Origin of the sequence: Rahnella sp. ChDrAdgB13 (assembly GCF_017655185.1) — a bacterium.
In the GTDB taxonomy this organism is placed as follows: Bacteria; Pseudomonadota; Gammaproteobacteria; order Enterobacterales; family Enterobacteriaceae; genus Rahnella; species Rahnella contaminans.
Window position 1 is genome coordinate 1 of record NZ_JAEMGT010000088.1, and the last position, 23,739, is coordinate 23,739.

At 50.6% G+C, this 23,739-nt stretch carries 18 protein-coding genes; 10 read left to right on the top strand and 8 right to left on the bottom strand.

Translation table 11 applies throughout. From position 1 onward, the window contains the following. Positions 1–438 precede the first annotated feature (438 nt). Positions 439–2,430 carry an RNA-binding domain-containing protein gene (locus J8X26_RS20415; RefSeq protein ID WP_208951801.1) on the top strand — a complete coding sequence of 664 codons (1,992 nt, stop codon included), beginning with the start codon at positions 439–441 and terminating at the stop codon, positions 2,428–2,430. A 254-nt stretch (positions 2,431–2,684) separates the two neighbouring features. On the opposite strand, the gene fabF is transcribed toward J8X26_RS20415, so the two are convergent. Together fabF and J8X26_RS20425 are read right to left on the bottom strand one after the other, a co-directional pair. Next, entirely contained in the window at positions 2,685–3,959 is a 1,275-nt protein-coding gene (gene fabF, locus J8X26_RS20420; RefSeq protein ID WP_152324968.1) for a beta-ketoacyl-ACP synthase II, read from the bottom strand. A 139-nt stretch (positions 3,960–4,098) separates the two neighbouring features. Then, positions 4,099–4,719 carry a TetR/AcrR family transcriptional regulator gene (locus J8X26_RS20425; RefSeq protein WP_152324966.1) on the bottom strand — a complete coding sequence of 207 codons (621 nt, stop codon included), beginning with the start codon at positions 4,717–4,719 and terminating at the stop codon, positions 4,099–4,101. A 344-nt stretch (positions 4,720–5,063) separates the two neighbouring features. On the opposite strand from J8X26_RS20425, the gene J8X26_RS20430 reads away from it, so the two are divergent. Further along, complete coding sequence (locus tag J8X26_RS20430; protein ID WP_152324964.1) at positions 5,064–5,681, top strand: trimeric intracellular cation channel family protein; 618 nt, start codon at positions 5,064–5,066, stop codon at positions 5,679–5,681. Positions 5,682–5,702: 21 nt separating this feature from the next. Here the strand turns inward: J8X26_RS20430 and ligB are convergent, their stop codons facing one another. Continuing rightward, positions 5,703–7,400, bottom strand: coding sequence for an NAD-dependent DNA ligase LigB (gene ligB / locus J8X26_RS20435; protein ID WP_208951802.1), 1,698 nt, complete (start codon positions 7,398–7,400; stop codon positions 5,703–5,705). A gap of 278 nt (positions 7,401–7,678) precedes the next feature. Between ligB and gmk the strand changes: the two genes are divergently transcribed. The 8 genes from gmk (at position 7,679) to J8X26_RS20475 (ending at position 18,619) form a co-directional block, all read left to right on the top strand. Beyond that, on the top strand, positions 7,679–8,302 hold the full coding sequence (gmk, locus tag J8X26_RS20440) for a guanylate kinase (RefSeq protein ID WP_104923929.1): 624 nt from the start codon (positions 7,679–7,681) through the stop codon (positions 8,300–8,302). 54 nt (positions 8,303–8,356) lie between these two features. Then, entirely contained in the window at positions 8,357–8,632 is a 276-nt protein-coding gene (gene rpoZ / locus J8X26_RS20445; RefSeq protein ID WP_015699238.1) for a DNA-directed RNA polymerase subunit omega, read from the top strand. 19 nt (positions 8,633–8,651) lie between these two features. Next, positions 8,652–10,760 (top strand): bifunctional GTP diphosphokinase/guanosine-3',5'-bis pyrophosphate 3'-pyrophosphohydrolase, encoded by a 2,109-nt coding sequence (gene spoT, locus J8X26_RS20450; RefSeq protein ID WP_120509389.1) that lies wholly within the window; start codon positions 8,652–8,654, stop codon positions 10,758–10,760. A 5-nt stretch (positions 10,761–10,765) separates the two neighbouring features. Next, complete coding sequence (trmH, locus tag J8X26_RS20455; protein ID WP_165061994.1) at positions 10,766–11,464, top strand: tRNA (guanosine(18)-2'-O)-methyltransferase TrmH; 699 nt, start codon at positions 10,766–10,768, stop codon at positions 11,462–11,464. Further along, complete coding sequence (recG, locus tag J8X26_RS20460; protein ID WP_208951803.1) at positions 11,461–13,542, top strand: ATP-dependent DNA helicase RecG; 2,082 nt, start codon at positions 11,461–11,463, stop codon at positions 13,540–13,542. Before trmH ends, recG begins: the two co-directional genes overlap by 4 nt. A gap of 246 nt (positions 13,543–13,788) precedes the next feature. Continuing rightward, positions 13,789–15,114 (top strand): PTS sugar transporter subunit IIC, encoded by a 1,326-nt coding sequence (locus J8X26_RS20465; protein ID WP_208951804.1) that lies wholly within the window; start codon positions 13,789–13,791, stop codon positions 15,112–15,114. Between the two features lie 267 nt (positions 15,115–15,381). Further along, complete coding sequence (locus tag J8X26_RS20470; protein WP_208951805.1) at positions 15,382–16,773, top strand: uracil-xanthine permease family protein; 1,392 nt, start codon at positions 15,382–15,384, stop codon at positions 16,771–16,773. Between the two features lie 154 nt (positions 16,774–16,927). Then, entirely contained in the window at positions 16,928–18,619 is a 1,692-nt protein-coding gene (locus J8X26_RS20475; protein WP_208951806.1) for an AsmA family protein, read from the top strand. Between the two features lie 68 nt (positions 18,620–18,687). On the opposite strand, the gene fabY is transcribed toward J8X26_RS20475, so the two are convergent. The 5 genes from fabY to typA form a co-directional block, all read right to left on the bottom strand. After that, a complete protein-coding gene (gene fabY / locus J8X26_RS20480) occupies positions 18,688–19,620 on the bottom strand; it encodes a fatty acid biosynthesis protein FabY (protein WP_152324954.1) in 933 nt (310 codons plus the stop codon). Between the two features lie 33 nt (positions 19,621–19,653). Then, on the bottom strand, positions 19,654–20,091 hold the full coding sequence (gene dtd, locus J8X26_RS20485; protein ID WP_152324953.1) for a D-aminoacyl-tRNA deacylase: 438 nt from the start codon (positions 20,089–20,091) through the stop codon (positions 19,654–19,656). A 9-nt stretch (positions 20,092–20,100) separates the two neighbouring features. Continuing rightward, on the bottom strand, positions 20,101–20,979 hold the full coding sequence (locus J8X26_RS20490; RefSeq protein ID WP_152324951.1) for a virulence factor BrkB family protein: 879 nt from the start codon (positions 20,977–20,979) through the stop codon (positions 20,101–20,103). Between the two features lie 11 nt (positions 20,980–20,990). After that, complete coding sequence (yihX, locus tag J8X26_RS20495; RefSeq protein ID WP_208951807.1) at positions 20,991–21,578, bottom strand: glucose-1-phosphatase; 588 nt, start codon at positions 21,576–21,578, stop codon at positions 20,991–20,993. Positions 21,579–21,742: 164 nt separating this feature from the next. Then, complete coding sequence (gene typA, locus J8X26_RS20500) at positions 21,743–23,566, bottom strand: ribosome-dependent GTPase TypA (protein WP_152324949.1); 1,824 nt, start codon at positions 23,564–23,566, stop codon at positions 21,743–21,745. Positions 23,567–23,739: the final 173 nt, after the last annotated feature.

Genomic DNA, 23,739 nt, shown 5'->3' on the forward strand with positions numbered 1-23,739 from the left:
CCCCGAACACAGTCATAACCCCGCCGCTCATCCATTCGGCCCACTGTCTCGCGCATGTGGTTTTTTATTGGGGTACCGTTTCACGCCTTCTGTTACTTACCCTTGGCTATCGCCATTTTTAGCCCTGAATTGAAATCAGGGGTTGGTGATGAAAAACCCCAAAAAGTTAAATGGGGAGATCTCATTGGCTAAAAAATTTAAGCTCGTATATCTATAAGATGGTCAAGCTTAAGCGTGCTTTCATTGGATACTTTAAAAGAGTGATCTTTTCATAAGGAATGGTGAGCAGTTGATAACGGATAACGCTGGTGATAACGGTTAACGTTGTTGTTAACGGATAATCAACTTGCGGCTTCATGCCACCTGTTGAGCTTTCTTATCGTTCAAACAAAGGTAGAATAACCGCATTAATATCCAAAATATCCATATGGAGGAGCTGTGTTCCAGATTTCTGATCTTACAGACCTACGTACGCTATCTGAAACCTCGGAATTAGAGTTCAAGTTAGCCCAAGGGAAAGATGGACAGGGTAAGTTACCCGATGACTTCTGGCCGACGTATAGCTCTATGGCAAATTGTCGTGGTGGATATGTTGTTTTAGGTATTCGGGAAAAAAAAGGCGAGTTCACTGTTGCGGGTATACCAGATATCAATATTGTCAAAAAGCAGCTTTTCGATCTTGTTAGCAGTAAGAAAAAAGTAAATGTTAATCTTCTTACTGATCACTCAGTTCAAACAATCAGGTTAGAAAACAAGGATATTCTTGTCATTGAAATACCGATCGCAAGACGCGAACAAAAGCCAGTTTATCTGAACAATCAACCAATGATGGAGACTTGGTTCAGAATACATGATGGCGATCATCGTTGTTCGGAGGAGCAAGTCCGTAGAATGATGGCTGAACAGGTTGAAGAGAGCCGCGATAACCGAATTGTTCAGAATTTCGACATGAACGATATCAACCTAGAAAGCCTCCTAGCCTACCGAAATCTTTTATCTGCCTCTAACCCCGTCCATCCAGCTTTAGAACTAGATAATTTTGCTTTTTTACGCAGTATTGGCGGATATAGAAAAGATCGCCAAACAGGTATAGAAGGTATGACCTTGGCAGGTATTCTCATGTTTGGAACATGGGAGGCCATACAAGACGTAGCTCCAAACTATTTCGTTGACTACCAAGAACGCCCCGAAGCTAGGACAGAGAGGCGATGGGTTGACCGCCTTTGCCCAGATGGCACTTGGTCGGGTAACGTATTTGATTTCTACAGAAGAACGTACCGGAAACTGATAGCTGACCTAAAAGTACCTTTTGAACTCAAAGAAGGTATTAGACAGGATGATACTCAAATACATACGGCTTTACGTGAAGCACTGGTTAACACTTTGGTACATGCGGACTATACGGGACGCATCTCTATAATGATCGTGAAAAGGCCCGATTTATTTGGTTTTCGCAACCCAGGACTCATGCGCGTCCCCCCAGAACAAGCGATAAAAGGCTATGAAAGTGATTGCCGTAATCGTCTTATGCACCAGATGTTTTTGATTATCGGCGCTGGTGAGCGCTCAGGGTCAGGAATTCCCAAAATATTTAGCGGTTGGCAGTGGGCTAACTGGCGTATTCCACGGCTGTATGAGAAGACGGAGCCAGAGCAAACACTACTCGAACTTTCAATCGGTAATCTTGTATCAGAAGAAATTGCCGATCTTCTTCATTCTAAATTTGGAGATAAAGTTGATCATCTCAGCGAACTGGAACGCAGTATCGTCATTACTGCAGCCGTAGAAAAATGGATAGACCATGAAAGGGCCTGCCAGCTAACCAGCTTGCACTCACGTGAGGTTACTCTTGCGCTTCCTCGTCTGGTTAGTAGTGGTTTCTTGACTCCACATGGTGAAAAAAGAAATAAATCATATACATTACCAGGACAAGAACTGCCCTCTCCGGAAGAGGTTTTTGGCGTAAATCCGTTATCAATTGATGTTCCTTTCTCTCAGAAAAACCAAATCATCACGGATAGCTATAACTTGATCACGGATAACGACAACTTGATCACGGATAGCAACGAACTGACCACCGATAACGAACAAGAGCGGGACGCATTAGGGAGATTTGTCACAGTCAAATTACCTTATCCTTACATCGACAACCTTGATTACCTTTCCCCAACACTAAGACTGCAACTAGAAGCCACATCATCTTTAGCAAGGGAAAAAAAACGCCTATCAAATGATGCTATGGATGAAATTATTCTTTCGCTTTGCACCGGCCATTACATGCCACTTAGTATCATTTCTAAACTTATGTCGCGAACCCCACAAAATTTACGAGAAAAACAACTCGTTCATTTAGTGAAAAGTGGGAAAATTCGTTTAGCTTTCCCCCACGCTAGAAGACATAAACGGCAGGGTTACATAACCTGTACATAAAAATGGCGAGCATTCAGCATGCGTGAAAAATGCACAAAATCGTTAAGCATTCTATTTAACCGTGTACACAAGGGTGTACCTAAATATAAAACGCATTACCACAAACCCTTACACCACAAGGTCTATAGCCACCTACTCAACAAATAGATCCAGAACATTGAGTAAATCATCTGATCTGATGCAATAAAAAACGCCTCCCGTCAGCCTGACCGGAGGCGTTTTTTTATGCTTTAGCTCTGAAATTCAGAAAGAAATTAATCTTCCCAACGTTTCAGCAGTACACAAGCATTCACACCGCCAAAACCAAAGCCGTTGGACAGCGCGTAAGTAATGCCGTGCTTCTGTGCCGTATTGCCGACGATGTTCAGGCCTGCAGCCGCTTCATCTTTGTTTTCCAGATTCAGCGTTGGCGGAACAATCTGGTCGCGAACGGCCAGAATAGTGAAGATGGTTTCCAGACCACCCGCCGCGCCCAGCAAATGCCCGGTAGCAGATTTGGTGGACGTCACCGCCAGCTTACCGTCGGTGCCGAACAGGGTTTTAATCGCATTGATTTCACCCAGGTCGCCCACCGGCGTAGAGGTCGCATGCGCATTCAAATGCTGCACGTCTGAAGGCTGAATCCCCGCCTGACGCAAAGCAATTTTCATCGCACGACCGGCACCGTTGCCGTCTTCCGCACCGGAAGTCATGTGATAAGCGTCGCCGCTGGTACCGTAACCGACGATCTCAGCGAGAATTTTTGCACCACGCGCTTTCGCATGTTCCAGTTCTTCGATAACCAGCATGCCTGCACCTTCGCCCATCACAAAGCCGTCGCGGGCGCTGTCAAATGGACGGGATGCTTTTTCCGGATGATCTTCGTGGCCGGTAGACATCGCTTTTGCCGCCGCGAAACCACCCAGGCTCACGGTATCGATAGCCGCTTCAGCGCCACCACACAGTGCAACATCCGCTTCATCATTGCGAATCAAACGAACCGCATCACCGATTGCCTGAACACCCGCCGCACATGCGGTAACCGGCGCACCGATTGGACCTTTGAACTGATGTTTAATGGAAACCTGGCCAGATGCCAGATTCACCAGGAATGAAGGAATGGTGAACGGGGATAAACGCTTAGCACCGCGGCTGTCGTTGGTGCGCACAGCATGTGCAATCGCCGGGAAACCACCGATACCAGAACCGATGACGGTTGCAGTACGTTCCTGCTGTTCAGCGGTTTCTGCTTTCCAGCCTGAATTCGCAATCGCCATATCGGCAGCTGCCATGGCGAAAAGAATGAAACGGTCCATTTTCTTCTGGTCTTTCGGCACAACAAACAGGTCAGGATCGAAACCTGATTCAGGATCCTGTTCTTTAGTTTGTACCTGACCGCCAATTTTCACGGACAGTGTTTCAACAATTTCTTCCGGCAAAACGCGGATACCAGACTGACCGGCCAGCAGGCGCTTCCAGATAGTTTCGATATCACAGCCCAGAGGACTCACAGCCCCCATGCCGGTAATAACCACTCGACGATGAGTCATAAAACTTTCCTCTCTGTCTGTTGAAGACATAAGTTTCTGCTGAAACTTCCACCAGCGGGCAGAAACGATTTAATTAAAGGCTGACAGTATGTGACGAATTACGATTTTGTAAACCCGTAACTCGAAATTTTTGTCGTGACTATTTTGCCAGACTGCGAAGAACCAGACCGGTAATGGCCTGAACGCGTTCTTCCAGTTGCTCCGGCGTTTTTTGTTCCAGTAACAGCGGGTGAGAGAACGGAGTCGTTACGCTGGTGATGGCCATACAGACTTCATCCAACGGCGTTTTACGTTCAAATTCGCCAGACTCACGCCCGTCACTGACTATTTTTTCAACGATGGCATACATCATAGCCCGGTGATTTCGCGTGGATTTCCACTGCTGCGCAGAGGCTGTCGCAGCCAGGTCGTGTAACTTTCGATCCTGAAAGAAGAGATCCAGACTACGTGTTAACAACGTTTTAAAAATTGAACGCAGGCGCAGAGTTGCACTTTGGTCACTCTGGGCAATCAGCAGCAAAGCCTGATCAATCTGACCGACACGCTGGGAACAGATGGCTTCACCAATCGCCTGTTTTGACTCAAAAAATTTATAAATATAAGCACTTGAAACACCGATCGATTTCGCCAGATCCGCCACAGACGTTTTGGCATAACCATACAGACGAAAGTGCTCAAATGCCGCATCAATAATTTGTTCGCGCCGTTCGTGTTCAGCTGGTCCACGCTGAGTTAACGCAACCGGAATTTCGGGCTTCATACACTCCTCCGGACAGATAAAATCATTGGGTCTTGCGTCTTTTAGTGACGATTTTAAATAATCGTAACTTAAAAATAGACACTTTTCACCTTTATGGGAGAGACACTTCAGGTAGAAAATGAAAGAAGGATGAACAAACTGGCATGCGATAACTGTTTTTCTAATCTAAAATAAGCCAGAATCATTCCCGAGCCTTTTGTTTAGCCTGACTGATGCGTAACTAACATTAGTTTTAATAATCTGAAATAAGATGCAAAAGAAAAATTCAATCGAGAGTTTATGAAAAGCTCATTACTCTACGCGGCTCCTGCTTTCTCACTTACTGATTTGTCCGGCGAACATTTATGTTACTCACAGTTCTTTATATTATTGGGATCACCGCAGAAGCCATGACGGGAGCTCTGGCGGCCGGGCGTCGTAAAATGGACTCCTTTGGCGTCATTATTATCGCAGCGGCGACTGCTATTGGTGGCGGCTCTGTTCGTGACATGTTGCTCGGACACTATCCTTTAGGTTGGGTTAAGCATCCGGAATACATCGTCATTGTTGCCGTTGCTGCCATTATGACGACCTGGCTGGCCCCACTGATGCAACATCTTCGCCGGCTATTTCTTGTGCTTGATGCCGTAGGCCTGGTGGTGTTTTCAATCATCGGGACGCAGGTTGCGCTTGATATGGGTCACGGCGCAATTATTGCTTCAGTCTGTGCAGTGATTACTGGCGTTTTCGGCGGCGTACTGAGGGATATGATGTGTAATCAGATCCCTCTGGTTTTCCAGAAAGAAATCTACGCAGGGATCTCTTTCGCCTCCGCCTGGGTTTATATCGGCCTGCAATACCTCGCGTTGCCGCACAATCTGGTGGTGATCATCACCCTGCTTGTCGGTTTTATCGCACGTCTTATCGCGCTGCGCTTTCGTCTCGGCCTGCCGGTTTTCAACTACCCGCACTCAGACCATTAAGTTACCGGCTGGCGTTGTACACTACTGAAAAGCAGGCAGTTCAGCCTGCTTTAGCCGCTCGGCCAGCGCCATAACCTGCGGGTGATGAATAAAGCCGTAAACCTGACGGGCCCGTTTTTGCCCAACCCCGGCCTTTGTTTCCCAATCACCGGAACTCAGTTGTTCCAGCTGACGCCAGTTTTGCCTTTGCTCCGCAAACTTCAGGGCAAAGGTAGGAAAACCCAATGCTGAAAGCCAGTGTCTGAAACCTTTATCCCGTGCCAACTGGATTTGCGCCGCCAGCTTCTGCGCCTGCTTAACACTAATCCCCGGCACAGCCGCCATGTCCTTCTCATTCAGATTTAACCACGCCACCAGTGAATCAGCCGAAATCCTCTCGAACAACTTTTGCCACGTCGCACCACCAAACCCGGCCATATCTAGTCCTTCAGGACCGCTTAGCCAGACAAGGCGCGAGAGAAACTGCTGCGCGCAACCGGGCTCCGGCGTGAAGCAAGAAAGCGCATCATATTGTTGTGGATCAGGAAGGTTTATTTCGGGGCGTTCGCTCACGCGCCACGTGACATCATCAAGCCGCGGGATCCCCTGACCGGCCAGACTGATAGCCACCTGATCACCGGGCAACACATCCCATGATTTAAAGCGGGCAACCGAGCCTACACTGACTTTACTCACCAATTTATCGTCCAGTTTCAGCGTCTTCAGGTTCAGAATTACGGTGACTTTTCCACTTCGCCCCGTGGTTGTTGTAATACCGGAGACTTCTGTGAGTTGTCTTGCGGGCGGGTATTTCCACGCAACTGCCCATGTAGCGGGTTTATTCATCCAGTATTTTCCGGATGGCTCTTCTTGCTGGCGGATCACCACGCCGTCGGTCGCAAAAGGCAGCGGCTGGAGAAACCAGGTATCCCGCCATTTCGATACATCTTCCACAGAGTTAACTGCAAGTGTGAATTGAGAAACTTCAGGGAAACCTAAAGCACTAAGTTTTTGGAGGTGTTCCTGCATATCGGCAGGCCCGTCAGGCCAAGACCAGATGAAGATGCCAAACTCACTGAGCTGATCGGATATCGAATTTCGCATCATGGCGCCCGCCACTTTCGATCTCGCATTCATGCCACCTTCAACACTTTGTTGATGACCGGTCATCTTCAAATACAGCTCGCTCTGCAATACCAGTTCCGGGCTTTTGTCGGCAATATTGAGCGGAATTGACGGAATGGAAGCCGCTTTAACCGTCCAGTTCTGGCCTTTAGCACCATCGCCCCGGCTTAGCAGGGCCGCCAGTTTGCCATGCCGGTAAATCAGCGAAACGGCCACACCGTCGACTTTAGGCTGCACCCAGAGATTTTTACGGCCACGCATCCAGTCTGATACGCCCTGTTTATCGCGTAATTTATTGAGCCCGGTATGTGCTACGGGGTGAGCAATGGTGGCATCATCGCCACCCGGCACCGTAAGCTCAGACAATGGCAATCCGGCGCACTGCAACCACTTACTCTGTTTCTGTCGCAGGTTATCGTAAACAGAATCTTCGATCGGGCTGCTTCCTGATTCATGGTACGCCTTGTCCCACTGAGCCAGTTGCTCCGAAAGCTTATGTGTTTCCCGGTTCAGCTGAGCCGCTGACCATGCAGGACAATCTTGCGGGAATATCTCACCGGCAACCGTTGGGAAAATAAAACAGAACACACTGATAAAAAGAGTGAAACGGCGCATAAGCACCTCCTTGTGGGTGCCAGTAAACGCTGTCGATATTTTATCTGCCAGTGCCAATGTTCGTTCTTGCGAGATGCTTTCCTGGTTATTTCATTCGTTGCTGTAATACAAAGAAATTTTGGAATACAGCGCGTAATTCCACAAAGTGGGGCTGTTTTCCCGGGCTTAGTTACGATGAAATACGTCGGAACGCTGCACCGAATGCGGCGAGCGTGTATACTGTGCGAGAGATCACTCTTCGCATACTTCCTATCAACCCAATCAGTTGAAATGTCATCATGGTTCAAGGCACGCTATATATTGTCTCCGCCCCGAGTGGAGCAGGTAAATCAAGTCTGATTCAGGCTTTACTGAAAACACAACCGCTCTACGACACACAGGTTTCTATTTCCCATACCACCCGTACAGAACGTCCGGGCGAGAAACATGGCGAGCACTACTTCTTTGTTTCTAAAGAAGAGTTTCGCGAGATGATTGAACGTGATGCCTTTTTAGAACACGCAGAAGTTTTCGGGAATTATTACGGGACTTCACGTGAAACCATTGAGCAGGTTTTGGCGTCTGGCGTTGACGTTTTCCTGGATATCGACTGGCAAGGTGCTCAGCAGATCAGGAAAAGAATGCCGCAAGCACGCAGTATTTTCGTATTGCCGCCATCAAAAGATGAGCTTGATCGCCGCCTGCGTGGCCGTGGTCAGGACAGCGAAGAAGTTATCGCAAAACGTATGGCGCAGGCTGTTGCAGAAATGACGCACTTTGCCGAATACGACTATTTAATTGTGAACGATGATTTTGATCTGGCGTTATCGGATTTAAAAACCATTATTCGCGCCGAACGTCTGCGTCTGAGCCGTCAGCGGCTCCGTCATGACGGATTAATCACCAAACTATTGGCAGACTGAAGTCACTTTCAGTATTATGCCCAGTCTTTCGTCACCCTGTGGAGTAGCACATATATGGCACGCGTAACTGTTCAAGACGCTGTTGAGAAAATTGGTAACCGTTTTGACCTGGTGTTGGTGGCTGCTCGTCGCGCACGCCAGCTGCAATCTGGTGGTAAAGATCCACTGGTCGCTGAAGAAAACGATAAATTCACCGTTATTGCCCTGCGCGAAATCGAAGAAGGCCTGATCACCAATCAGATCCTCGACGTTCGTGACCGTCAGGAGCAACAAGAGCAGGAAGCCGCAGAGATTCAGGCAGTGACTGCCATCGCTGAAGGCCGTCGTTAATTAACGAAACGGATCTCACTTGTATATCTTTGAAAGCCTGAATCAACTGATTCAAAAATACCTGCCGGAGGAGCAAATTAAGCGCCTCGTGCAGGCTTACCTCGTGGCGCGGGATGCGCACGAGGGGCAGACACGCTCCAGCGGTGAGCCTTATATTACTCACCCGGTAGCCGTGGCCTGTATTTTGGCTGAAATGAGGCTCGATCATGAGACTCTGATGGCGGCGTTATTACACGACGTTATCGAAGACACGCCTGCAACTTACCAGGATATGGAGCAACTGTTTGGCAAAAGCGTTGCTGAGCTGGTTGAAGGCGTTTCAAAGTTAGACAAGCTGAAATTCCGCGATAAGAAAGAAGCGCAGGCGGAAAACTTCCGCAAAATGGTCATGGCGATGGTGCAAGACATCCGCGTCATCTTGATCAAGCTCGCTGACCGTACCCATAACATGCGCACGCTGGGCTCTTTGCGCCCGGATAAACGTCGCCGCATTGCCCGCGAAACGCTGGAAATTTACAGCCCGCTGGCACACCGTTTGGGTATTCACCATCTGAAAACCGAGCTTGAAGAGCTGGGCTTCGAAGCACTCTATCCAAACCGTTATCGCGTTATCAAAGAAGTGGTGAAAGCTGCGCGTGGTAACCGTAAAGAGATGATCCAAAAAATCCTCTCTGAGATAGAAGGCCGTTTAACCGAAGCTGGTATTCAGTGCCGTGTAAGTGGTCGCGAAAAACACCTGTATTCGATCTATTGCAAAATGCACCTTAAGGAACAGCGTTTCCATTCCATTATGGATATTTACGCCTTCCGGGTGATCGTTAAAGACCTTGATACCTGTTATCGCGTATTAGGCCAGGCTCACAGCCTGTACAAACCGCGTCCGGGTCGGGTTAAAGATTACATCGCCATCCCCAAAGCCAACGGCTATCAATCCCTGCATACCTCTTTAATCGGCCCGCACGGTGTTCCGGTTGAGGTACAAATCCGTACCGAAGATATGGATCAGATGGCAGAGATGGGGGTTGCGGCACACTGGGCTTATAAAGAGAACAGTGAAACCAGCACGACGGCGCAGATTCGTGCGCAACGCTGGTTGCAAAGTCTGCTAGAACTGCAACAGAGCGCGGGTAACTCATTTGAATTTATCGAGAGCGTTAAATCGGATCTGTTCCCCGACGAGATTTACGTCTTCACGCCGGAAGGCCGTATTGTCGAATTGCCTGCGGGCGCGACACCGGTCGACTTTGCTTATGCCGTGCATACCGATATCGGCCATGCCTGTGTGGGTGCACGTGTCGATCGCCAGCCTTATCCGCTCTCGCAGCCGCTGACCAGCGGTCAGACAATCGAAATCATTACCGCGCCGGGCGCCCGTCCGAATGCAGCATGGCTCAACTTTGTCGTCAGCTCACGCGCTCGCGCCAAAATTCGTCAGATGCTCAAGAACCTGAAACGTGATGATTCCGTTTCGCTCGGCCGACGTCTGCTGAACCATGCGCTGGGTGCCGGTAAGAAATTGTCAGACATTCCGCCAGAGAATATCAAAAACGAACTCGACCGCATGAAGCTCGCAGCGATGGACGATTTGCTGGCTGAAATTGGTCTCGGCAACGCCATGAGCGTCGTCGTGGCTAAAAATCTGATGGGTGATCAGTCTTCAATGGCAACATCGGGCACACGTAATCTGCCAATCAAAGGCGCAGACGGCGTGCTGATAACCTTCGCGAAATGCTGCCGCCCTATTCCGGGCGACCCGATTATTGCTCACGTGAGTCCGGGTAAAGGACTGGTTATTCATCACGAGTCCTGTCGTAACATTCGCGGTTATCAGAAAGAACCTGAGAAATTCATGGCCGTTGACTGGGACGATCACCAGGAAACCGATCAGGAATTTATTGCGGAAATTAAAGTCGACATGTTCAACCATCAGGGCGCTCTGGCAAATCTGACCGCTGCGATTAACGCCGCGCAGTCAAATATCCAGAGCCTGAGCACTGAAGAAAAAGACGGCCGCGTATACAGTGCCTTTATCCGCCTGACGACCCGCGACCGCGTTCATCTGGCGAATATCATGCGTAAAATTCGTATCATGCCGGACGTCATCAAAGTTACCCGCAACCGAAACTGATTGTTATGACCCCAGAACGTTATGCGCGTATCCGTGAAATGCTTGCGGCCCGACAGCCAGACCTGACGGTCTGCATGGAACAGGTGCATAAACCGCATAACGTTTCTGCTGTCATCCGGACCGCCGACGCCGTCGGCGTTCACCAAATCCACGCGGTCTGGCCAACGACCCGAATGAAGACGTTAGTGTCTTCCGCTGCAGGCAGCAACAGCTGGGTTCAGGTCAAAACACACAAAACAATTCAGGATGCCGTCGCACAAATGAAGGCGCAAGGTATGCAAATTCTTGCGACCAACCTGTCTGAAAAAGCCGTCGATTTCCGCGCGATTGATTACACACGCCCGACCTGCATTTTGCTGGGGCAGGAAAAAACCGGTATTACTCCCGAAGCGCTGGCTCTTGCAGACAGCGATATTATTATTCCGATGATCGGAATGGTACAGTCGCTGAATGTGTCTGTGGCCTCCGCTTTAATCCTGTACGAAGCTCAGCGTCAGCGTGAAAATGCCGGAATGTATACTCGCGATAAAAGCGTTTTAAGTGAGAAAGAACAGCAACGTCTGCTCTTTGAAGGTGGCTATCCGGTCTTATCTCATGTGGCACAACGTAAGAAATTACCGCGCCCGTTCATTGATGAGAAGGGTCAAATAATTGCTGATGATGAATGGTGGTCAGCGATGCAAATGACGGTGAAAAAAAGATGAAAGGCCGCCTGCTCGACGCCATCCCGCTGACGTCGCTTTCCGGCGTCGGAGCCAGTCAGGCAGACAAACTCGCTAAACTCGGTCTTGAAACTATTCAGGATTTATTGCTACATCTCCCTTTACGTTATGAAGACCGTACCCGCCTCTACACCATCAATGATTTACAGCCCGGTATTTTCGCGACTATAGAAGGCGAAGTGCTGCGCAGTGATATCAGTTTTGGCCGCCGCAGAATGCTGACCTGTCAGATAAGTGACGGCACCGGCATGGTGACATTACGCTTCTTCAATTTTAACGCCGCGATGAAAAACAGTCTGGCTGCAGGCCGTCGTGTCACCGCGTATGGTGAAATTAAACGCGGCACAATTGGCGCCGAAATTATTCATCCGGAATATCGTATTCAGGGTGAAAACAGCGAAGTGGTTTTGCAGGAATCGCTGACGCCAGTTTATCCGACAACGGAAGGCATCCGTCAGGCCACACTGCGTAAACTGACCGATCAGGCGCTGGAATTACTCGATACCGTGCCCATCGCTGAACTGTTGCCGGAAGAACTGAGCCGCTCGTTAATTCCGCTTCCACAGGCGCTGCATTTACTGCACCGGCCACCACCAGATATTCAGCTGGCCGATCTGGAGAAAGGACATCACCCGGCACAACGACGTCTGATTATGGAAGAGTTGCTGGCGCACAATCTCAGCATGCTGGCCGTTCGCGCCGGCACGCAAAGCTATAAAGCCATGCCGCTGCATCATGACGATCGCCTGAAAAATCAGTTTCTGGCCTTGTTGCCGTTCAGCCCGACCAGCGCACAACAGCGCGTGGTGGCTGAAATCGAACAGGATTTGGCAAAAAACTATCCGATGATGCGTCTGGTTCAGGGCGACGTCGGTTCAGGTAAAACGCTGGTAGCGGCACTTGCCGCGCTTTGTGCGATTGCGCAGGGTCAGCAGGTCGGGCTGATGGCGCCCACTGAATTACTCGCCGAGCAGCATGCTAATAATTTCCGTCAGTGGTTCGAACCGCTGGGTATTCAGGTCGGATGGCTGGCCGGAAAACAAAAAGGCAAAGCCAGAATGGCGCAGCAGGATGCGATTGCCAGTGGTCAGGTTTCGATGGTCGTCGGGACTCACGCGATCTTTCAGGAACAGGTTCTGTTCTCCTCATTATCGCTGGTGATCATTGATGAACAACACCGCTTTGGCGTTCATCAGCGGCTGGCACTATGGGAGAAAGGTCTGCAACAGGGATTCCATCCGCATCAGCTGATCATGACCGCAACGCCAATCCCGAGAACGCTGGCGATGACCGCTTACGCCGATTTGGATACGTCTGTAATCGATGAACTTCCACCTGGCAGAACGCCGGTAACGACGGTTGCGATCCCTGATACTCGCCGCAGCGATATCATCAGCCGCGTGAAAAGCGCCTGTGAGCAGGAAAACCGCCAGGCTTACTGGGTTTGTACGCTGATTGAAGAATCCGAAATGCTGGAAGCTCAGGCAGCGGAAGCCACATGGGAAGGGCTGAAAGAAGCGCTGCCTGCGCTGAATATCGGGCTGGTTCATGGCCGGATGAAAGCGCAGGAAAAACAAGCCGTTATGCAGGCGTTCAAAAAGGGCGAGGTGCAGCTTCTGGTGGCGACAACCGTCATCGAAGTGGGCGTCGACGTGCCCAACGCCAGCCTGATGATCATCGAAAACCCGGAGCGCCTCGGGCTGGCGCAGTTACACCAGCTACGTGGCCGCGTCGGGCGTGGTGCTGTCGCATCCCACTGCGTGTTGTTATACAAAACACCGCTCAGCAAAACAGCGCAGAAGCGCTTGCAGGTTTTACGCGACAGCAACGATGGTTTTGTCATTGCTCAGCAGGATTTAGAAATCCGCGGGCCGGGTGAATTACTGGGCACGCGCCAGACAGGTAGCGCTGAATTTAAAGTGGCTGACTTGCTGCGCGATCAGGCTATGATCCCCGACGTACAGCGCATTGCACGATATCTCCAGCAGCAGTTCCCCGATCATGCCAAAGCGCTAATTGAGCGCTGGCTGCCGGAAAGAGTGCGTTATACCAACGCATAATTCTTATGCTTTTCGACTTTTCTTTTTCTATCTGAAACGCCAAAACATTATTGAAAATGATATTTTGGCTTCAATGTATTAACTCAACTTTTGCTCATTTCTGCCTCAAAACCATCAAGCCTTCTGGTTATTTGATGACCTTCACAGACTGGGGTAAAGTCGGTAACCGGTTTCACACCCCGCCACTACACTGATGATAATTAAGGTAAGCCTGTCAGTTCCCCTCACCATAAGGCCAAAATCATCATGAGTATCAGCCAGTCCCTCTTTGATTTTATAGAACAGAAAATCAGCCCGTTTGCGGCCCGGTTATCTTCCCAGCGCCATGTCATGGCGGTGCGTGACGGGTTTATTTCAGCAATGCCGTTTATGATTGTTGGGTCCTTTTTGCTGGTTTTTGTACATCCACCTTTCTCTCCTGAATCCTCATGGGGATTTGCCCGAAGCTGGCTGGAATTGTCGGCAAAATATGAAGTACAGATTCTGACGCCATTTAATATGACGATGGGGATTATGTCGATCTACATCGCTGCGGCCATTGCCTACAATCTGGCGCGAAGCTACAAGCTTGACCCGTTTATGACCGCGATGCTGTCGCTGATGTCTTTTCTGCTGTTGGCTGCGCCTCAGATTGATGAAAAAATGTCTACAGCCGCACTGGGCGGCGTAGGGATTTTCACCGCAATTCTGGTGGCGATTTATGTGACCGAACTGACACGCTTGCTGAAAAAATACAATATTGGCATACGTTTACCCGAGCAGGTTCCTTCCAACATCAAGCATTCGTTTGATCTGCTGATCCCGATTATTGCGGTGGTGGTGACTCTTTTCCCGCTGAGTTTGCTGGTGCAGTCGGGCTTCGACATGCTGTTACCACAGGCAATTATGGCGCTGTTCGAGCCGTTGATTTCCGCCGCTGACTCCCTGCCCGCCGTACTTCTGGCGGTACTGATTTGCCATCTGCTGTGGTTCGCCGGCATTCATGGTTCGGCTATCGTGTCAGGAATGTTGCAGGCTTTCTGGCTAACCAATCTGGGGTTGAACCAAACGGATCTCGCCGCAGGTTTGCCGATGACGCACATCATGACCGAAGCGTTCTGGAACTTCCTGATCGTCATCGGCGGCTCCGGCGCGACAATGGGACTGGTGCTGCTATTTTGCCGCAGTAAGTCCGCGCATCTGCGTACAATGGGGAAACTCAGCCTGGTTCCCAGCTGCTTTAACATCAATGAGCCGGTGATTTTCGGCACGCCGATTGTCATGAATCCGGTATTTTTCATTCCCTTCCTGCTGGCACCGATGGTGAATGCCGTTATTGCCTACACCGCTGTCTCAACCGATCTTCTGCAGCATATGATTTCGCTGGTTCCATGGACATCCCCTGCGCCGATAGGTGCTGCCTGGGCAATGGGTTGGGACTTTAAAGTGTCACTTCTGGTCATCATGCTGATGGCGCTTTCGATGGTGATTTACTATCCGTTCTTCAAGGTTTATGAGAAGCAGTTGCTGACGCAGGAAAAAGCAGCGGAAGCTGAAGCCGTGTTTACGGAAAAAGCAGATGTCACTCAGTAAGGGATAAGTGAAGAAACAGAAAGCCTGAAACAGGCGCCGTGGCTTTTATCCCGGCGCCTTTTTTTCTTCAGTCTCCCACCGGAATTACCCGATTTCCCGTATAAAACGGAACAAGACCTTCTCAGGAAAAACCTCAGCCGGGCAAAACAGTTCACAAAAGATTTTTTAACGAATATTTCACAGTTTAAATTGTCGTTAGCAAACGTTTGCTTTTGTCGCATATTTCAATAAAAATGCCCGCTTTGCCGCTTATTGGAATGCCATAACATGAGTTCGCAAACCACAGAACAAGACTCTCAGCAACCAGACCTTTCCCCCCAGCCAAAAAGTGAACTGATTTACCGGCTCGAAGACCGTCCGCCAATACCTCAGACTCTCTTTGCCGCCTGTCAGCATTTACTGGCGATGTTTGTCGCGGTGATCACCCCCGCATTACTGATTTGTCAGGCGCTGGGATTACCTGCGCAGGACACTCAGCACATTATCAGCATGTCGCTATTTGCTTCGGGCCTGGCTTCCATTCTGCAAATTAAAACCTGGGGTCCCGTCGGTTCCGGACTGCTTTCAATTCAGGGCACCAGCTTTAACTTTGTCTCGCCGCTGATTATGGGCGGTCTGGCACTGAAAAACGGCGGCGCTGACGTTCCGACAATGATGGCCGCGCTCTTCGGCACATTGATGCTGGCGTCCTGCACCGAAATCGTTTTGTCGCGTTTACTGCACCTTGCACGCCGCGTCATCACCCCGCTGGTTTCCGGCATCGTCGTCATGATTATCGGTCTTTCGCTGATTCAGGTCGGGCTGACGTCAATTGGTGGCGGCTATGCGGCGATGAGTAATCATACTTTTGGCGCGCCTAAAAACCTGATTCTGGCCGCCGTCGTTCTGATGGTTATCATTCTGCTCAACCGCCAGCGTAATCCGTATATGCGCGTCGCTTCTCTGGTTATCGCCATGGCGGTAGGGTATCTGGCGGCCTGGATGATGGGCATGTTGCCTGACGTGGCACCAGCCGCGCAGAGCAACTGGATTACGTTACCGACGCCGTTGTATTACGGCCTTGGCTTCGACTGGAATCTGCTCATCCCGCTAATGCTTATCTTTATGGTGACGTCGCTGGAAACCATCGGTGATATCACTGCGACATCTGACGTTTCCGAGCAGCCGGTCAGTGGCCCTCTGTACATGAAGCGCATCAAAGGCGGCGTGCTGGCTAACGGCCTGAACTCAATGCTGTCAGCCGTATTCAATACCTTCCCTAACTCCTGTTTCGGCCAGAACAACGGCGTGATTCAGCTGACCGGCGTAGCCAGCCGTTATGTTGGCTTCGTGGTTGCGCTGATGCTGATCGTACTGGGGCTTTTCCCTGCGGTTGCCGGGTTTGTGCAGCACATTCCTGAGCCTGTTTTAGGCGGCGCAACCATCGTGATGTTCGGTACGATTGCCGCTTCCGGCGTGCGTATTGTTTCCCGCGAGCGCCTGAACCGCCGCGCGATTATGATCATGGCGCTTTCACTGGCCGTCGGCATGGGCGTTTCCCAGCAGCCGCTGATCCTGCAATTCGCGCCAGACTGGATTAAAACGCTGCTGTCTTCCGGCATCGCGGCGGGCGGGATTACTGCGATAGTTCTGAATCTGGTTTTCCCTCACGAAAAGTAATCACGGGATGTAATCCACGTGCAACAGCGGCAGCGGGTCTGGAACCCCTGCCGCTTTTTATTGTCTCCCTTCTGCTAACCTGTTGAGAAAAGTCGCTGTTTGCGGCATAAACAAAGAATCTTTTTTCCTTTTTCCCGTTACAGGGCTCCAGACGATGAGATTTATCGGTAAAATTTTGCTGACGTTCGCCTTACTTCTGGTGCTGGCGATCGTACTGGTGTACGTCCTATTACAAACCCGCTGGGCTGCCGGCTGGGTCAGCCGCTGGATAAGCGACAACAGCGAGTACCGGCTCTCGGTAGAAAAGCTGGATCACAACTGGTCAATGCCTGGCCGCATCACGCTGACGAATGTCATCTTCGGGCAAAAAAATCAGCCTGAAATTCTGAACGCCGGAGAAGTGGATCTCGATTTGAGCTGGCGTCAGATTACTGACCCTTACTTTTTCGATCACGTTGTTCTGGCCAATGGCCGCCTGAACGTTAGCCCTTCCGCCATCAAGCTGCCCTTACAGGCCAATACGCTGCAACTGAGCAAGATGGCACTGACCGGCAATACCGCAGGCCTCGATATTCAGGGGCAGCAAATTAATGCCGGTATTTCGCCGTGGCAACCGAAACCGAATCAGCTTTTGGGTGATAAAGCCGATTTCCAGCTGAGCGCATTGAGCCTGACCGTAAACGGGCTTCCGGCTGAAAACGTGCTGATTCAGGGCAATATCAACAACAAGAATCTGACACTGAGTAATTTCGGTGGCGATCTGGCGCGCGGTCAGCTGACCGGTAAAGCGACGCAGGACGCCGACGGCAGCTGGAATATCGAGAATCTGCGTCTGAGCAATGTCCGCCTGCAAACGTCAAAATCGCTTTCTGCATTCTTTGATGATTTCCAGACATTGCCGAAAGTGACGATTCAGCGCCTGGATCTGATCGACGCCCGGCTGCAAGGCATTGACTGGGCTTTCAGTGATGTCGACCTTTCCGTGCAAGACCTGACGCTGGAGAAAGGCGACTGGCAAAGCGATGACGGCGAAATCACGCTGAACGCGACGGACATGATTGACGGTAATCTGCATATTCAGGATCCAATCATCAGCCTCGACCTTTCCCCGCAGGGAATTTCCATCAAACAGGCAACCGCACGCTGGGAGCGTAGCTTGCTGAGAACGACCGGTAACTGGCTGCGTGCGAACAAACGTCTGCAGCTGGATGAGCTTTCCGTTGCCGGGCTGGAATACACGCTGCCTCAGAACTGGAAACAACTCTGGCTTCAGGCGTTGCCGGCTCCGCTGGCCGAAATTTCTGTCAGCCGGTTCATCGCTAACCGTAACCTGATTATCGATATCAACCCGCAGTTCCCGTTCCAAATCACAGCGCTTGATGGTTTGGGCAGTAATTTGTTGCTGGCGCGCGACCATCAGTGGGGAGTCTGGGGCGGGAAGCTGAATCTCAACGCCAGTGAAGCGACGTTCAACCGTAATGATGTTCGCCGCCCTTCCATAACGCTGGATGCGAACGACAGTCAGGTGAATATTTCCGAGCTGAGCGCCTTCACCAAAGAAGGACTACTGGAAGCGACGGCAACGGTAGATCAGCAACCACAGCGCCATTTCTCCGTGAAAATGACCGGACGTGCGGTGCCGGCAAATGAGCTGGAAAACTGGGGATGGCCGCACCTGGCGCTGGACGGTAATGCCAATATGCAGCTCAATTTGCAAGGCCAAATGCCCGCCAATGTCGATTTCAAACCGACACTCAGAGGCACTTTGCAGGTTACCGGCAGCAACGGACAGACTTTGAATCAGCAAATGGTTAACGGGCTGGTTTCAGGCGCTGCGCCGGAATAATCAATTCCGCATCTGAACGTAAAAAGGCACCGTTTGCACGGTGCCTTTTTGTTTTTACGGAAAGCGAATCAGTTGATTTCAGGCTCCAGCGGCGCGCCGGGAGCGGCGGGAAGAACAAGATAAGTGCCTTCAAACACGGCGCCGTCAGTCTCGTCGCCGTATAAATTCACTTCAAGCTGCACGCGCGCTTTGCGTCCGCGGGCCAGCCGGTCAAGGTCGCCCCGGACAGAGCCCAAATCGGCGATGGCACGCGGTCTGCCGGTCACCGGCGTGCTGTAACGGATATGCGCATCGGCCAGCACGATAGTGCCGCCCAGATGGCGCTCACGCAGCAATAACCAGATGAGTCCCCAGCCGGTCAGTGTGGCCAGCGAGAATAAGCTACCCGCAAACAAGGTGTGATGAGGATTCTGATTGCCCGTTTCCGGCATCGTGGTTACGAATCTCTGGCCGGTGTACTGGCTGATACGCACACCCATTTTTTCACTCAGCGGGATGTGATCGTACCAGGCCTGCTGCAACTGACCGCACCAGTCTGGGCGGTGTAAAATATCGTCCAGCGTTTCAATGGGTTTAATCATCAGGAAATGGCGAACCGGTGTCGTTTGTGGCGTGGTGATTTCACCCTGATTCACAAAACCCAGCTTTGCGAAGAATTCCACGGCATCTTCACGCGCGCTACACACCACACGCTTCACGCCTTCCTGCCGGGCGACAGACTCCAGCGTCATCGCCACCAGCGTCCCCAGTCCTTTGTCCTGTACATTCGGATCAACGGCCAGAAAACGGATTGAAGCCTCGTTATCGGCATTAATATATAAACGACCGACCGCAACCGGATCGCCGTTTTCATCCACAACCATCTGGTGATGCGCAATCGAATCGTAGGCATCACGTTCTGAACCTTCCGGTTGATGCAACGGCTTGCGCAGCATTTCCCAGCGGAATCGGTAATAGGCGGCCAGCTCTTTTTCGGTCGTCGGTACTCTCAGGTGATACATAGATGCTTTCTCTCCGGCGTTATGCCTTATCGATCAGACTTGTAGCCAGAAGGTCACCGGCCCGTCATTCACCAGTGCCACTTTCATATCCGCGGCGAAACGGCCCGTTTCTGTAGCAATACCCTTCTCACGGCATTGCCCGCAAAAATACTGATACAACCGGTCGGCTTCCTGCGGCTCTGCGCCCTGTGAGAACCCCGGACGCATGCCTTTTTGAGTGTCCGCCGCCAGCGTAAACTGCGAAACCACCAGCAAACTGCCACCAGCCTGCTGGACGTTCAGGTTCATTTTGTCATTCTCGTCACCGAATATCCGGTACCCGATCACCCGTTCACAAAGACGTTTGGCTTTTTGTTCGTCATCGCCCCGCTCAACCCCCAGCAAAACCAGCAACCCTGGCCCGATTTCACCACAGACGCTTCCGTCGATGGTCACGCTGGCATTCAATACCCGCTGAATTAACGCAATCATACAAATCCTTCAGACTGATTTTTCTGCTGCTACTTGCTGAGCAGACTGCAATTTTCTCAGGGAACGAAACTCGCCAAGCGTAACGGTGATTTCCGCGCCAAGAAGCACGATACACCAGCTGACATAGACCCAAAGAAATAAAATTGGAATCACCGCCAGTACACCGTAAATCAACTGATACGATGGGAAAAGCTGAATATACAGAGTGAAGATTTTTTTACTCAGTTCAAATAAGGCACCGGAAACCAGGGCGCCTACCAGCGCATCTTTGGCCGGCACCCTGACCGTGGGCACGACCTGATATAAGAGCCAGAACGTCACCCAGGAAATCAGCAAAGGCAGGATCCGCAGCGCATGATCGATAAGGGAATGCACGCCACTCAGGTTAAGCCAGTTCAGCGAAAGCAGATAAGAACTGACCGCAACGCTGGCTACCAGCAGAATCGGGCCGAGCGTTAATACCATCCAGTACACTGCAAAGGAGAACACAATCGGGCGCTTGGTTTTGCTGTCCCAGATTTTATTCAGCACGCTGTCTACAGAAGCTATCAGAAGCAACGCAGTGACGATTAATCCACAAGTGCCCACCGCGGTCATTTTACTGGAGTTGGCCACAAACTGTTCAAGATAGCGCTGGATGGTATTGCCCGTTGCCGGCATGAAGTTAGAAAAAATGAAGGTTTTCAGTTGCGCACTGATTTCCGAAAAAACCGGGAATAATGCAAACAGCGAAAATACCACGGCGATCAGCGGAACCAGTGAAAGCAAAGAGACATAGGCTAAATGGCCCGCGAGAAGCGTCAGGCCATCTTTATCTGAACGCTTTAAGAGCAGGACTGTGAATTTCCATAATGATTTTGGATAGTGCCTCAATGCCCTTTTGTGCATCCTTACATCCTTCAGGAAAAGTATTTCGGTACTGTCTGGTTATCTTCCACCCACACAGCCTCAATGCCTGCCGCACGGGCGGCTTCTATATTCTCAGCAACATCATCAAAGAATACTGCCTGTCTGGCAGAAAATCCCTCTTTCTCAAGTACATGCTGGAAAATTTCCGGTTCAGGTTTACGCATGCCCAGATTTTGCGAAAGATACATCGCATCGGTATTGGCTTCAATTTCCGGGTAATGCTGAGGCCAGAAATCCAGATGTAAGCGGTTAGTATTCGACAGCACGACAACGCGATGGCCTTCTTCGCGCAGTTTCTTGAATACCGTGATCACTTCAGGTCTCAACCCGACGAATATGGCTTGCCAGCCCGCGCTGAACTGCTCGAAACTGAGCGCAATGCCCATTTCATGACATAAGTCGGCGGCAAACTGTTCATCGCTGATTTCGCCACGCTCGTGCTTCTGGAATACCTCGCCCATCGAGAATCGCTCCATCAGCGTAGCCAATGGCGTACCGCTCAGATGGCTCCACACGCCAAGAACACGTTTGAAATCAATATCAATAATGACGTTTCCCATATCAAAAATGTACAGCATTGCACGCTCCTGATTTCAAAGATGACTTTTAACTTTAGCGGTAAAACGTACAGGTGAACAGTGACAGATGCGTGGGGTTTAGCGCAGGTTTGGAAAAAAAATACAAAAAAAACAGGGTACCCAAAGGCACCCTGTTTCTGTGTAACGGTATGCGTAAAAGAAGATTAACCTTCTTTTGGACCACGCATTGCACGTTTACGGTCGTTCTCGGTCAGGTGACGTTTACGGATACGCACAGACTGAGGAGTCACTTCGACCAGTTCGTCATCATCGATGAATTCCAGAGCTTGCTCCAGAGACATTTTGATAGCAGGAACCAGAGTCGTCGCTTCGTCAGTACCGGACGCACGCATGTTGGTCAGTTTCTTACCGGTCAGGCAGTTCACGGTCAGGTCGTTAGAACGTGAGTGAATACCGATGATCTGGCCTTCATACACTTCTGCGCCGTGGCCCAGGAACAATTTACCGCGGTCTTGCAGGCTGAACAGTGCGAACGCAACTGCTTTACCCTGACCGTTGGAAATCAGAACGCCATTCTGACGCTGACCGATTTCGCCCTGACGGACGTCATCGTAGTGGCTGAACGTGGAGTACAGCAGACCGGTACCTGAAGTCATGGTCATGAATTCAGTACGGAAACCGATCAGGCCACGTGCTGGGATCAGGTAATCAAGACGGATACGACCTTTGCCGTCTGGGATCATGTCTTTGACATCGCCTTTACGCTCACCCATGGCCTGCATGACAGAACCCTGGTGTTGCTCTTCGATATCCAGTGTCACGTTCTCGAATGGCTCTTGCATGCGGCCATCGATTTTACGGTTGATTACTTTAGGACGGGAAACCGCCAGCTCGAAACCTTCACGACGCATGTTTTCGATCAGAACCGACAGGTGAAGTTCACCACGGCCTGAAACACGGAATGCATCAGCATCTTCAGTTTCTTCAACACGCAATGCTACGTTGTGCACCAGTTCTTTGTTCAGACGGTCAAGGATCTGACGTGAAGTCACATACTTACCTTCTTTACCACAGAACGGAGAGGTGTTAACGCAGAAGTACATGGTAACGGTTGGTTCATCAACGCTCAGCGCTGGCAGAGCTTCAACATTTGCCGGGTCACAGATAGTGTCGGAAATGTTCAGCTCACCCAAACCGGTGATCGCGATGATATCGCCAGCTTCAGCAACGGTCGCTTCGATACGCTCAAGACCCATGTGGGTCAGAACTTTACCGACTTTACCGTTACGGGTTTTACCTTCGCTGTCGATCACAGTGATCTGCTGGTTAGGTTTAACAGTACCGCGTTTGATACGACCGATGCCGATGACGCCAACATAGTTGTTGTAGTCCAGCTGAGAGATTTGCATCTGGAAAGGTGCTTCCATCTCAACTTGTGGCGGAGATACGTGGTCAACAATCGCCTGGTACAGCGGGGTCATGTCTTCGGCCATATCGTTATGGTCGTTACCCGCGATACCCATCAGTGCAGATGCATAGATGATTGGGAAATCGAGTTGTTCGTCAGTTGCGTCCAGGTTTACGAACAGGTCAAAGACCTGATCAACAACCCAGTCAGGACGCGCGCCAGGGCGGTCAACTTTGTTGATTACCACGATCGGCTTCAGACCATTAGCGAATGCTTTTTTGGTCACGAAACGGGTTTGCGGCATTGGGCCATCCATTGCATCCACAACCAGCAGCACCGAGTCGACCATTGACATCACACGCTCTACCTCACCGCCGAAGTCGGCGTGTCCTGGGGTATCCACGATGTTGATGCGGTAGTCTTTCCAATTAATGGCGGTGTTTTTTGCGAGGATGGTAATCCCACGCTCTTTCTCCAAATCGTTGGAGTCCATTACGCGTTCGGTAGCTTCTACACGTTCTCCGAAAGTACCGGATTGTTGCAGCAGCTTGTCGACCAAGGTGGTTTTACCATGGTCAACGTGGGCAATAATGGCGATGTTACGCAAATTTTCGATCACAGCTTTGCCTCAGGCATTAGAAATAGCGCGCTATTGTACACGTATTAAGCGAGGTTCTAAACAAGATCACAAGGATCTTGTTGAAACAACTTGTGGATGGCTACTTTGTGATCCCTTTCACGGTGCAAAAGAACCCTTGAACCATTATGACGCACCTTTTTGGTGCCTTGCAT